This is a genomic window from Pseudomonas sp. PDM03 (genome assembly GCF_014852385.1).
Classification (GTDB): domain Bacteria; phylum Pseudomonadota; class Gammaproteobacteria; order Pseudomonadales; family Pseudomonadaceae; genus Aquipseudomonas; species Aquipseudomonas migulae.
Map to the genome: position 1 here is coordinate 78,884 of NZ_JACVBM010000023.1, position 12,907 is coordinate 91,790.

Here is a 12,907-nt window from a genome sequence, read left to right on the forward strand (position 1 = left end):
ATGACGGATCGCGATTTTACTAACACCCCAAAACCACTGTGGGAGCGAGCCTGCTCGCGATGAGGGACTGACATTCAACAAAATTGCTGACTGACAGACCGCTATCGCGAGCAGGCTAGCTCCCACAGTTTTATCACCTGGGCTCAGGTTTACAGGTCGCCGTAACCCAGCGAACGCAATGCGCGCTCATCGTCGGACCAGCCGCCTTTCACTTTGACCCAGAGGTTGAGCATGATCTTGGAGTCGAACAGCAGCTCCATGTCCTTGCGCGCCTCGGTGCCGATGCGCTTGATGCGCTCGCCCTTGTCGCCAATGATGATTTTCTTCTGGCCGTCACGTTCGACGAGGATCAACGCATGAATGTGCAGGGTTTTCCCCTGCTGCTTGAATTCTTCGATTTCCACGGTGATCTGGTATGGCAGCTCGGCGCCCAGCTGACGCATGATTTTCTCACGCACCAGTTCAGCGGCGAGGAAGCGGCTGCTGCGGTCGGTGATCTGGTCTTCCGGGAAGAAGTGATCGTTTTCCGGCAGGTGCTCGGCGATCACTCGTTCCAGCGTGTCGAGGTTATGCCCGTGCTGGGCGGAGATCGGCATGATCTGCGCGTTCGGCAGCTGTTCCTGCAACCAGGTCAGGTGCGGCATCAGCTCGGCTTTGTCTTCGATGCGGTCGGTCTTGTTCAGCGCCACGATCAGTGGGCCGGTCACGTACTGGACACGCTCGAGCACCATCTGGTCTTCGTCGGTCCACTTGGTGCGATCCACCACGAAGATCACCACGTCGACGTCTTTCAACGCCGCCGAAGCGGTCTTGTTCATGTAGCGGTTCAAGGCCTTTTCGCCGCCCTTGTGCATGCCCGGGGTGTCGACGTAGATCGCCTGGACGGCGCCTTCGGTCTTGATACCCAGCATGTTGTGGCGGGTGGTCTGAGGCTTGCGCGAAGTGATCGCCAGCTTCTGGCCGAGGATGTGGTTCAGCAGCGTGGACTTGCCCACGTTGGGACGGCCGACGATGGCAACATAGCCACAGCGTGTTGCAGTTGAATCAGTCATTGCCATTCTCCACACCCAGGGCTATCAGTGCTGCGGCGGCCGCTACCTGTTCGGCAATACGACGACTCACACCCTGACCTCGGCTTTTTTCATTCAGTAAGGTGATTTCGCATTCGACGAAGAACGTCCGGCAATGCGGCTCACCCTGGATATCCACCACTTCGTAACGCGGCAGCTCACAACCACGGGACTGCAGGAATTCCTGCAGGCGGGTTTTTGGATCTTTATTGGTGTCGACCAGTGTCAGGCCTTCGAACTCGCCGGCCAGCCAGGCCAACACGCGCTCGCGCGCCACGTCCATGCCGGCGTCCAGGTAGATCGCACCGATCAGCGCTTCCAGGGCATCGGCCAGAATCGACTCGCGACGGAAACCGCCGCTTTTCAACTCGCCGGAACCCAGACGCAAGTAATCGCCCAGATCGAAACCGCGGGCCAGTACAGCCAGAGTCTCACCTTTCACCAGACGTGCGCGCAAACGCGACAACTGGCCTTCGCGGGCCAGCGGGAAGCGATCGAACAGCGCCTCGCCAGCGACGAAGTTGAGGATGGCATCACCGAGGAATTCCAGGCGTTCGTTGTTGCGCCCGGCAAAGCTGCGGTGAGTCAGGGCCAGGACCATCAGTTCCTGATCCTTGAAGGTGTAGCCGAGCTGACGCTCTAGACGGCTTAAGGAGACGCTCACGGTTTACCCACGCTGAGTTCGTGGCTGGATTCCACCGCCATCGCCGTGGTACGGCGCAGGCTTGGGACAATTAACGCTGTGTTCAAAAATTACGTCCTGAATATCATTGTTTTCATGCATCTGGCGCCGATTGTGGCAGTTCCAGAAATGCATTCGGCGCTGTGTTCAACAGCGCCGTGTGTGATTACTTGATCAGGCCAACCCGCGAGAAATTCGGCAGGTGACTGAGTTTGGGTTCCGGCCAGCTCATCCAGACTGCGAAGGCCTTGCCGACGATATTCTTGTCGGGAACCATGCCCAGCAGATCCTTGGGAATAGTCGGATCATCCCAGTAACGACTGTCGTTCGAGTTGTCGCGGTTGTCGCCCATCATGAAGTAGTGCCCGGCAGGCACGGTCCACGTATGGTCGGGCGATGCGCGATAACGGCTCATTTCCTTGCGGATCAAGTGCTCGGCGGCGCCGAGTTTTTCCTTGTAGAGCTCGGCGCTGCCCAGCGTGCCCGGCTCGGAGCCGACCAGTTGCTCGGCAATCGACTCGCCGTTGACGAACAGGCGCTTGTCGGCGGTGTAGCGAACCTGGTCACCCGGCAGGCCGACCACACGCTTGATGTAGTTGACGTTCGGATCACTCGGGTAACGGAACACCATCACATCGCCGCGCTGCGGATCACCGACATCGATGACTTTCTTGTCGATCACCGGCAGGCGGATCCCGTAGGAAAACTTGCTCACCAGAATGAAGTCGCCGACATCCAGCGTCGGTTTCATCGAGCCGGAAGGAATCTGGAACGGCTCCACCAGGAACGAACGCAGGACCAGCACGATGAACAACACCGGGAAGAACGACTTGCCGTATTCGACCAGCAGCGGCTCTTTGTTCAGCTTCTCGACCACCACCACATCCGGCTGGCTGACGCTGCCCTGATACGAAGCGATGGCGGCACGCCGACGCGGCGCCAGGAAAACCAGATCAAGCAACGCCAACAGGCCGCAGACGAACACGGCGATGACCAGCAACAGCGGGAAATTTAGTGACATAGGACCTAACTATCCAACCTGAGCACTGCAAGGAAGGCTTCTTGTGGAATTTCCACGTTGCCGACTTGCTTCATGCGTTTCTTACCGGCCTTTTGCTTTTCCAGCAGCTTTTTCTTACGGCTGACGTCACCACCGTAGCATTTGGCCAATACGTTCTTTCTGAGTGCCTTGACGGTTGTCCGCGCCACAATCTGACCGCCAATGGCGGCCTGGATTGCCACGTCGAACATCTGCCGTGGAATCAGTTCTTTCATCTTCTCGGTCAACTGGCGACCTTTGTAGTTCGCATTGTCACGGTGCACGATCAGCGCCAGGGCGTCGACCTTGTCACCGTTGATCAACACATCCAGTTTCACCAGATTAGCCGATTGATAACGATCGAAATGGTAATCCAGCGAAGCATAGCCACGGCTGGTGGATTTCAGACGGTCGAAGAAGTCCAGGACCACTTCGTTCATCGGCAAATCGTAGGTCACCTGAACCTGAGTACCGAGGAACAGCATGTCGTGCTGCACGCCACGCTTCTCGATGCACAGGGTAATAACGTTGCCCAGGTGTTCTTGCGGCACAAGAATGTTGGCCCGCACGATCGGCTCGCGCATGTCTTCGATCGTGGACAGGTCCGGAAGCTTCGACGGGTTATCGACGTAGATCGTTTCACCGGTTTTCAGCAACAGCTCGAAAATTACCGTCGGCGCCGTGGTGATCAGGTCCAGGTCGTACTCGCGCTCCAGGCGCTCCTGGATGATTTCCATGTGCAGCATGCCGAGGAACCCGCAACGGAAGCCGAAGCCCAGGGCGTCGGAGCTTTCCGGGGTGTACTGCAGCGACGAGTCGTTGAGCGTGAGCTTTTGCAGGGCTTCACGGAAATCTTCGAAGTCGTCGGAGCTGACCGGGAACAGACCGGCGTACACCTGCGGTTGAATGCGTTTGAAACCTGGCAGCACGTCAACGTCGGGGGTGGAGCTCAAGGTCAGGGTGTCGCCCACTGGCGCACCGTGAATGTCCTTGATGCTCGCGATAATGAAGCCCACTTCACCGGCCTTCAGGTCGGCGGTAGGGGTGTGTTTCGGGTTGAATACACCGACGCTGTCCACCAGGTGGATCTTGCCCGTGGATTTGACCAGGATCTTGTCGCCCTTCTTCACGCGACCGTGGCGCACGCGCACCAGGGACACAACGCCCAGGTAGTTGTCGAACCAGGAGTCGATGATCAACGCTTGCAGCGGATCGTCGTAGTTGCCGGTCGGCGCCGGAATGGTGGTGACCAGGCGCTCCAGCACTTCATCGACGCCCAGACCGGTCTTGGCACTGCAAGTGACCGCGTCGGTGGCATCGATGCCGATGATTTTTTCGATTTCTTCCTTGACGCGGTCCGGATCGGCCTGTGGCAGGTCGATCTTGTTCAGGACCGGCATGACTTCCAGGCCCTGCTCGATCGCCGTGTAGCAGTTGGCAACCGACTGCGCTTCAACGCCCTGACCGGCATCGACCACCAGCAAAGCACCTTCACAGGCCGCCAGCGACCGGCTGACTTCGTAGGTGAAGTCAACGTGGCCCGGGGTATCAATGAAGTTCAGCTGGTACTTGATGCCATCGCGAGCGGTGTAATAGAGGGTGACGCTGTGGGCCTTGATGGTGATCCCGCGTTCACGTTCCAGGTCCATGGAGTCCAGCACCTGGGCTTCCATTTCGCGCTCGGCAAGGCCGCCGCACATCTGGATGAAGCGATCGGCCAGCGTCGACTTGCCATGGTCAATGTGGGCGATGATGGAGAAATTGCGGATATGACTCAAATCACTCACGGATCAACACTCAAAAAGGCTGCAGGCATGGCCCGCCGAAAAATAGCCGGGAATTGTACCTGATCCACGGCGCAAGCGTCACGTTCGCAGGTCAGACGGCACCTACAAAAAACGCCCCGGTCTTGCGACAGGGGCGTTTTTGAAGGCTTTTGTAGGAGCCGGCTTGCTGGCGATGGGGGCGCCGCAGTGGGTCTGGATGACCGCGGTGATGCGCTATCGTCGGAACGCCGCCCGCACCAAGCCGGCTCCTACAGGTTCGTGTGTTTCAACCGGCTCGGCGCAGGAGGTAGACACCCGCCAGGGCGCACACACCCGCCGGCACCAGCACCGCAAACAGCGGCGAGAACCCGAACACCAGGCTCGAAGGCCCCAGCAGGTCCTGGACGATGCGGAAGGTGAAACCCACCAGCACGCCGGTGAATACCCGCTGACCGAGGGTAACCGAACGCAGCGGACCGAAGATGAAGGAGATTGCCATCAGTACCAGGGCGGCAGTGACCAGCGGCTGCAACACCTTGACCCAAAATGCCAACCAGTAGCGGCCATTGTTCAACCCCTGATCCGCCAGGTAGTGGATGTAACTCCACAGGCCGGTGATCGACAGCGAATCCGGCGACATCACCACGGTGCTCAGCAGTTGCGGGCTCAGCGCCACGTTCCAGCGCTCGACCGGGGCCGTGACCACTTCGGTGCTCTTGTCATGGAACAGCGTGGTCGTGACATCGCTCAACTGCCAGTGATCCTGGTCGAACTTCGCGCGCTTGGCGAAGCTCGACGACAACATGTGCCGCTGATCGTCGAAGCGATAGCGGGTCACGCCGTACAGCACGCCGTTGGGTTGTACCGAGTTGACGTGGATGAACTCCTCGCCCTGACGGTGCCACAGGCCATGCTTGGCGCTTTGCGCATCACCACTGCCTTGAGCCAGCGAGCGGTTGGCCTGCGCGGTGCTTTCGGTCGCCGGCGCGATGTACTCGCCAATCAACACGCCCACCACCATCAGGATCAGCATCGGCTTCATGACGGCCCAGACGATCCGACCGATCGACACGCCCGCAGCGCGCATGATGGTCAGCTCGCTGTGGCTGGCCAGACTGCCGAGGCCGATCAGGCAGCCGATCAGTGCTGCCATCGGCAACATGTCGTAAAGACGACGCGGCGCGGTCAGCAGGACGTAACTCAAGACATCGACCAGGGTGTAGGTATCGCTGACTTCACCCATCTCGTCGATGAAAGCGAACAGCGTGGCCAGACCGAGAATAATCCCCAGTACCGCCAGGATCGCGATAAAGACGCTGCTACCGATGTAGCGATCGAGCTTAACCACGGGCCACCTCCAGCGCGCTGCGGCGACTCGCCCGCTTCAACTGCCAGGGTTCCCAATAGAGCAAGCCAAGGCCGATGGCCAGGAAGATTGCGTGAACCCACCACAAGCCCAGCGCGGGCGGGATCTTGCCCTTTTCGAGGGCGCCGCGAGCGGCAATCAGGATGCTCAGGTAAGCCATATAAAGAAGAATCGCCGGCAGCAGCTTGAGGAAACGGCCCTGGCGCGGATTGACCCGCGACAGCGGCACCGCCATCAAGGTCACGATGAAGACCAGCAAGGGCAAGGACAGGCGCCATTGCAGCTCGGTGCGCGAACGCAGGTCATCACTGCCGAGCAACGAACTGGTGGGCATTGCATCACGGTCGGTGACTTCGTCGCTGACGTCCGGTTTAGGCAGCAACACGCCGTACTCTTCGTACTTGATCGCACGATAGTCGGCCTGCCCCGGATTACCGTCGTAGCGATAACCGTTGTCGAGAATCAGGTAGCGGTTGCCGTCGGGGCGGATTTCCTGACGGCCCTTCTCGGCCACCAGCACGGAAATCCCGCGATCCTTCTTGTCCGACGAGACGTTCTTTTGCGAAATGAACACGCCGCCGAGGTGGATGCGGTCATCCGACAGGGTTTCGGTGTAGGTCACCCGGGTGCCGTCACGCAAGGCCTGGAAGCGGCCCGGCTCGAGGGTATCGAACTCGGTCAGCGCGTCTTGTTTGTTCAGCAGTAACTGAAACTGATTGGCCCCTTGTGGCGCCAGGCTCAGGCTCAACCATGCCACCACCAGTGCCACCAGGGTGGCCGGAAACAGGGTCATGGTGAACAGGCGCTGCTGGCTCATGCCCGTGGCGGAGAGCACGGTCATTTCACTTTCAAGGTACAGGCGACCGTAGGCCAGCAGGATCCCGAGGAACAGGCCCAGCGGCAGGATCAGTTGCAGAAAGCCTGGCAGGCGAAAGCCCATGATCAGGAACAGCGAGCCCGGATCCAGAAGGCCAGCCGCCGCCTGGGCGAGGTATTTGATGAAGCGTCCGCTCATGATGATGACCAGCAGCACGGCACTGACGGCGCTCAAGGTCAACAGGACTTCGCGGGATAGGTAACGGAAGACGATCAAACCAGACACTCCAGGGTTGTCAGGCTAAGGCGGCCAAACAAGCAAACGTATCAGGCAGCCCGCAAGACAGAGCCGCCGAAAAAAGTTGGCGCATTATCCTGTGATTGGACGCGCCTGTCACTGCGCATGGTTACGCAGGCGGCCAAAGCGCAGAAGATCGTACAACCGAGGGTTGTCAGGCGCCGGTAGCGAGGTTCAAACTGCGGCCTTTGTCGCAAGCCGTGACTTGCGTCTTTCACTCTATAAATAAGCAGGCTCGAACGTCTGTCGTCGAGCACTTGCGTGTTGACCCATCATTCAGGGACCCGGACATGGAACTGGTTGTAAAAAGCGTTAACCCAGAAACGTTGAAAACCTCCACCCTGGTGGTCGCCGTCGGCGAAGGCCGCAAGCTCGGCGCCGTTGCCAAACAACTCGACGAACTGAGCGGCGGCGCGATCAGCGCTGTGCTCAAGCGTGGCGACCTGGCCGGCAAGGTTGGCCAGAGCCTGTTGCTGCACAGCCTGCCGAACCTGAAAGCCGAGCGCGTGTTGCTCGTGGGCGTGGGCAAGGACGAAGAACTGGGTGACCGCCCGTTCCGTAAAATCATCGCCGGCGTCCTCAACACCCTGAAAGGCCTGGGCGGCAGCGATGCTGTGCTGGCGCTGGACGAAGTGATCGTCAAGGGTCGCGACAGCTATGGCAAAACCCGTCTGCTGGCCGAAACCCTGGTGGACGGCGAATACACCTTCGATCAGTTCAAGAGCCAGAAAGCCGAGCCTCGCGCCCTGAAGAAAGTCACCCTGGTGACCATCAAGGCGGCCCAGGCTGAAGTCGAGCGCGCCGTGGCCCACGCCACCGCGATCGCCAACGGCATGGCGTTCACCCGCAACCTGGGCAACCTGCCGCCGAACATCTGCCACCCGACGTTCCTCGGCGAACAAGCGAAAAACCTCGGTAAAGAATTCAAAAGCCTGAAAGTCGAAGTCCTTGATGAGAAGAAAATCAAGGAACTGGGCATGGGCTCGTTCTACGCCGTCGGCCAGGGCAGCGCCCAGCCGCCGCGCCTGATCGTCATGCAATACAACGGCGGCAAGAAATCCGAGAAGCCGTACGCCCTGGTCGGCAAAGGCATCACCTTCGACACCGGCGGCATCAGCCTGAAGCCGGGCGCCGGCATGGATGAAATGAAGTACGACATGGGCGGCGCCGCCAGCGTCTTCGGCACCCTGCGCGCCGTGCTCGAACTGAAGCTGCCGATCAATCTGGTGTGCATCCTGGCCTGCGCCGAGAACATGCCGAGCGGCAACGCTTCGCGTCCGGGCGACATCGTCACCACCATGAGCGGCCAGACCGTGGAAATCCTCAACACCGACGCCGAAGGCCGTCTGGTGCTGTGCGACGCCCTGACCTACTCCGAGCGCTTCAAGCCACAAGCCGTGATCGACATCGCAACCCTGACCGGCGCTTGCGTCGTTGCATTGGGTGCGCACACCTCCGGCCTGCTGGGCAACAACGACGAACTGATCGGCCAGCTGCTGAGCGCCGGCCAATCGGCTGACGACCGCGCCTGGCAACTGCCGCTGTTCGATGAGTATCAAGAGCAGCTGGACAGCCCGTTCGCCGACATCGCCAACATTGGCGGCCCGAAAGCCGGCACCATCACCGCTGCCTGCTTCCTGTCGCGCTTCACCAAGAACCTGAACTGGGCGCACCTGGACATCGCCGGCACCGCCTGGACCAGCGGCGGCAAGGACAAGGGCGCCACTGGCCGTCCGGTTCCATTGCTGACCCAGTACCTGCTGGACCGCGCCAAAGCCTGAAACCGATGACCTCGGGCGGCGTTGCTTTCGGGCGACGCCGCCTGGGGCTCAGGAACTGCAATGACCAAAGTCGACTTCTATATCCTGCCCAGCGCCGACCCTTCGGCACGGCTGGATTTCGCCTGCAAGCTCACCGATAAAGCCTGGCGCATGGGCCATCGCATCTACCTGCATTGCAGCGATGCCGCCCAGCGTGACGATCTCGATGCACGCCTGTGGGCCTTCAAGGGCGAAAGCTTCGTGCCCCACGGCCCCGCCGAAAGCGAGCCCGACGGTTTGATTGTGCTGGGTCTTGGCGATGACTGCGGTCAACATCAGGATTTGCTGGTCAACCTCGACCTGAAAGTCCCTGCCTTTGCCAACAAATTCGCCCGGGTGGCGGAGGTCGTGGTGGAGGATCCGGCGATACGCACGGCTGCGCGGGAGAGTTTCCGTTTCTACCGCGAACAGGGCTATCCTCTGCAAGATCACCGTTTACAGCGACTCTGAGCATTCCGATGGACACTCCAAAACCGCTGCAAAAGTCCGCGCACCTGCTGGACGACCTTGAGTCGATCCGCCAATTGCTCGGCGATGACAACCTGCAACCACCGCTGCTGACCGACACGGTCGACGATGGAGAGCAGGAACAGATTCCGATGTTGTTCGACACGGTCAGCGCCAGTCAGCCCACCGTCGCACCGACGCCAGTCGCCACTGCAGCGCAACCGGCACCCGCTGCAACCAAAGGTCCAGACGACCTGCTGCACCTGGACAGCGAACTGCGCGCCGCCGCGCAATTGATCATGCAAGATGTGATCGACGACTTCGCCCCGCACATCGAAACCGAAATCAAACGCCGCCTCAGCGCGCGCCTTGAGCGGTTGTTGAGCCAGTACAACGACTGAACCCAACACAAATCCCTGTGGGAGCGAGACCGGCTTGCCGGCGATAGCGGAGTGTCAGTCACTAATGAATTGACTGATACACCGCTATCGCGAGCAGGCTCGCTCCCACAGGGGGATTTGCGGTGTTTTTGATACTGCGCCCTGTCCGCCCCCGCTCGCCCTGCGCCCCATGCCCCGCTATACTCCTCGGCTTTTCCTGAATTAATGCCAATAGGGTCCCGCCGCGCATGGATAAGACCTACCAGCCGCACGCCATTGAAACTTCCTGGTACAACACCTGGGAGTCTGAGAATTACTTCGCCCCGCAAGGCGCGGGCGAGTCCTACACCATCATGATCCCGCCGCCGAACGTCACCGGCAGCCTGCACATGGGTCACGGCTTCAACAACGCGATCATGGACGCCCTGATCCGTTTCCGCCGCATGCAGGGTCGCAACACCCTGTGGCAGCCGGGTACCGACCACGCCGGTATCGCCACGCAAATGCTGGTGGAACGCCAACTCGAAGCCCAGGGCCAGAATCGCCACGACCTGGGCCGTGAGAAATTCCTCGAGAAAGTCTGGGAATGGAAGGATCAGTCCGGCGGCAACATCAGCCGTCAGATCCGCCGTCTCGGCTCGTCCGTGGACTGGGGCCGCGAGCGCTTCACCATGGACGACGGTCTCTCGGAAGCGGTGAAAGAAGCGTTCGTGCGCCTGCACGAAGACGGCCTGATCTATCGCGGCAAGCGTCTGGTCAACTGGGACACCAAGTTGCACACGGCGATTTCCGACCTCGAAGTGGAAAACCATGACGAGAAAGGTTTCCTGTGGAACCTGAAATACCCGCTGGCCGACGGCGCCAAGACCGCTGATGGCAATGATTACCTGATCGTCGCGACCACTCGCCCGGAAACCATGCTCGGCGACGCCGCCGTCGCGGTTAACCCGAACGACGAACGCTACAAAGCCCTGATCGGCAAATTTGTCGAGCTGCCACTGGTTGGCCGCCGCATCCCGATCATCGCCGACGATTACTGCGACCCTGAATTCGGCACCGGTTGCGTGAAAATCACCCCGGCCCACGATTTCAACGACTATGAAGTCGGCAAGCGTCATAACCTGCCGCTGCTGAACATCTTCGACAAGAACGCTGCCGTACTGCCGGCCTGCCAGGTGTTCAACCTCGACGGCACGCTGAACGAAAGCATCGACGGCAAGATCCCGGCTGAATACGTCGGCCTTGACCGCTTCGAAGCGCGCAAACAAATCGTTGCTGCGTTCGACGCCGCGGACCTGTTGGTCAGCGTCAACGATCACGCACTGAAAGTGCCGAAAGGCGACCGCTCCGGCACCATCATCGAGCCGTGGCTGACCGACCAGTGGTACGTGTCCACCAAGCCTTTGGCTGAACCGGCGATTTCCGCTGTTGAAGACGGCCGTATCCAGTTCGTGCCTAAACAGTACGAAAACATGTACTTCTCGTGGATGCGCGACATCCAGGATTGGTGCATCAGCCGTCAACTGTGGTGGGGCCACCGGATTCCGGCCTGGTACGACGAGTCGGGCAAAGTCTACGTCGGTCGCGACGAAGCCGAAGTGCGTGCCAAGCACAACCTCGGTCCGGACGTTGCGCTGCAACAGGACAACGACGTTCTCGACACCTGGTTCAGTTCGGGCCTGTGGACATTCTCGACGCTCGGCTGGCCTGAGCAGACCGAATTCCTGAAGAAATTCCACTCCACCGACGTGTTGGTGACTGGCTTCGACATCATTTTCTTCTGGGTTGCCCGGATGATCATGCTCACCATGCACCTGGTGAAAAACGAAGACGGCACGCCGCAGGTTCCGTTCAAGACTGTTTACGTTCACGGTCTGGTCCGCGATGGCCAAGGCCAGAAAATGTCCAAGTCCAAGGGCAACGTCCTGGACCCGCTGGACATCATCGACGGTATCGAGCTGGAAGACCTGGTGCAGAAACGCACCTCCGGCATGATGCAGCCGAAACTGGCGAAAAAGATCGAGAAGCAGACCCGCGACGAGTTCGCCGACGGCATCGCCAGCTACGGCACCGACGCCCTGCGCTTCACCTTCTGCTCGCTGGCGTCCACCGGTCGCGACATCAAGTTCGACATGGGCCGCGTCGAAGGCTATCGCAACTTCTGCAACAAGATCTGGAACGCCGCGCGCTACGTGCTGGACAAGGGCGAAGACTGCGGCCAGAACGGCGAAGCCTACGAACTGTCGCTGGCGGATCGCTGGATCATCTCGCAGCTGCAACGCACCGAAGCCGAAGTGACCCGTCAACTCGACCAGTTCCGCTTCGACCTCGCGGCACAAGCCTTGTACGAGTTCATCTGGAACCAGTATTGCGACTGGTACCTGGAACTGTCCAAGCCTGTGCTGTGGGACGAAAACGCACCGGTCGAGCGCCAGCGCGGCACCCGTCGCACGCTGGTGCGCGTACTGGAAGTCGCGTTGCGCCTGGCGCACCCGTTCATGCCGTTCATCACCGAAGAAATCTGGCAGCGCATCGCGCCGCTTGCCGGTATCGAAGGCAAGACGATCATGCTGCAACCTTGGCCAGTGGCCAATGAAGAGCGCATCGATCCGGCGGCCGAGAACGACATCGAATGGCTCAAGGAACTGATGCTCGGCACGCGCAACATCCGTGGCGAGATGAACATCGGCCCGGGCAAGCCGCTGAACATTTTCCTGAAAAACGTCAGCGCCGAAGATCAGCGTCGTCTCACCGAGAACGAAGCCCTGTTGAAGAAACTGGCTCGTCTTGAATCGATCACCGTGTTGGCTGCCGGCGAAGAAGCACCGCTGTCCGCCACCGCGCTGGTGGGTGAGATGGAAGTGCTGGTGCCGATGGCCGGCCTGATCGACAAGGACGCCGAACTGGCCCGTCTGGACAAGGAAATCCTGCGTCTGCAGGGCGAAATCCAGCGCGTGGGCGGCAAGCTGTCCAACGCCGGTTTCGTCGACAAGGCTCCGGCCGAAGTCATCGAGAAGGAACGCGCCAAACTGGCTGAAGCCGAACAGGCTTTGGGCAAACTGGCCGAGCAGCATGCGCGGATTGCCAGCCTGTAACGGCAGATCGCAATGAAAAAGGGAGGCCCAAGTGGCCTCCCTTTTTCATTTCCCCGCAGTCCTGTAGGAGCCGGCTTGCTGGCGATCCAGGCGGCGCGGTGCATCTGATCCACCGCGTCGCCTGGATC

Annotated in this window: 10 protein-coding genes; 4 read left to right on the forward strand and 6 right to left on the reverse strand. The window is 60.1% G+C overall.

Translation table 11 applies throughout. The features are described from left to right. Positions 1–149: 149 nt before the first annotated feature. From era to lptF, 6 genes are all read right to left on the reverse strand, one after another. Positions 150–1,052 carry a GTPase Era gene (gene era / locus IB254_RS25360; protein ID WP_008026691.1) on the reverse strand — a complete coding sequence of 301 codons (903 nt, stop codon included), beginning with the start codon at positions 1,050–1,052 and terminating at the stop codon, positions 150–152. Next, on the reverse strand, positions 1,045–1,734 hold the full coding sequence (gene rnc / locus IB254_RS25365; protein ID WP_032828632.1) for a ribonuclease III: 690 nt from the start codon (positions 1,732–1,734) through the stop codon (positions 1,045–1,047). Before rnc ends, era begins: the two co-directional genes overlap by 8 nt. A gap of 184 nt (positions 1,735–1,918) precedes the next feature. Continuing rightward, on the reverse strand, positions 1,919–2,773 hold the full coding sequence (lepB, locus tag IB254_RS25370) for a signal peptidase I (protein ID WP_008026689.1): 855 nt from the start codon (positions 2,771–2,773) through the stop codon (positions 1,919–1,921). A gap of 5 nt (positions 2,774–2,778) precedes the next feature. Continuing rightward, a complete protein-coding gene (gene lepA / locus IB254_RS25375) occupies positions 2,779–4,578 on the reverse strand; it encodes a translation elongation factor 4 (RefSeq protein WP_008026688.1) in 1,800 nt (599 codons plus the stop codon). Positions 4,579–4,843: 265 nt separating this feature from the next. Further along, entirely contained in the window at positions 4,844–5,905 is a 1,062-nt protein-coding gene (lptG, locus tag IB254_RS25380; RefSeq protein ID WP_008042483.1) for an LPS export ABC transporter permease LptG, read from the reverse strand. Beyond that, positions 5,898–7,016: an LPS export ABC transporter permease LptF gene (gene lptF, locus IB254_RS25385; protein ID WP_008042482.1), complete on the reverse strand. Its 1,119-nt coding sequence runs from the start codon at positions 7,014–7,016 to the stop codon at positions 5,898–5,900. The genes lptG and lptF overlap by 8 nt, the downstream gene beginning before the upstream one ends. A 311-nt stretch (positions 7,017–7,327) precedes the next feature. Between lptF and IB254_RS25390 the strand changes: the two genes are divergently transcribed. From IB254_RS25390 to IB254_RS25405, 4 genes are all read left to right on the forward strand, one after another. Continuing rightward, a complete protein-coding gene (locus tag IB254_RS25390) occupies positions 7,328–8,818 on the forward strand; it encodes a leucyl aminopeptidase (protein ID WP_192228538.1) in 1,491 nt (496 codons plus the stop codon). Positions 8,819–8,878: 60 nt separating this feature from the next. Beyond that, a complete protein-coding gene (locus IB254_RS25395) occupies positions 8,879–9,307 on the forward strand; it encodes a DNA polymerase III subunit chi (RefSeq protein WP_008026678.1) in 429 nt (142 codons plus the stop codon). 8 nt (positions 9,308–9,315) lie between these two features. Further along, positions 9,316–9,705, forward strand: coding sequence for a DNA polymerase III subunit chi (locus IB254_RS25400; protein ID WP_192420102.1), 390 nt, complete (start codon positions 9,316–9,318; stop codon positions 9,703–9,705). A gap of 227 nt (positions 9,706–9,932) precedes the next feature. After that, complete coding sequence (locus tag IB254_RS25405) at positions 9,933–12,779, forward strand: valine--tRNA ligase (RefSeq protein ID WP_192420104.1); 2,847 nt, start codon at positions 9,933–9,935, stop codon at positions 12,777–12,779. The last annotated feature ends 128 nt before the right edge of the window (positions 12,780–12,907 follow it).

Bases quoted from the DNA above. Each gene is read 5' to 3' on its own strand.
- era (WP_008026691.1), bottom strand. From the start codon at position 1,052: ATGACTGATTCAACTGCAACACGCTGTGGCTATGTTGCCATCGTCGGC.
- lepB (WP_008026689.1), bottom strand. From the start codon at position 2,773: ATGTCACTAAATTTCCCGCTGTTGCTGGTCATCGCCGTGTTCGTCTGC.
- IB254_RS25390 (WP_192228538.1), top strand. From the start codon at position 7,328: ATGGAACTGGTTGTAAAAAGCGTTAACCCAGAAACGTTGAAAACCTCC.
- IB254_RS25395 (WP_008026678.1), top strand. From the start codon at position 8,879: ATGACCAAAGTCGACTTCTATATCCTGCCCAGCGCCGACCCTTCGGCA.
- IB254_RS25400 (WP_192420102.1), top strand. From the start codon at position 9,316: ATGGACACTCCAAAACCGCTGCAAAAGTCCGCGCACCTGCTGGACGAC.
- IB254_RS25405 (WP_192420104.1), top strand. From the start codon at position 9,933: ATGGATAAGACCTACCAGCCGCACGCCATTGAAACTTCCTGGTACAAC.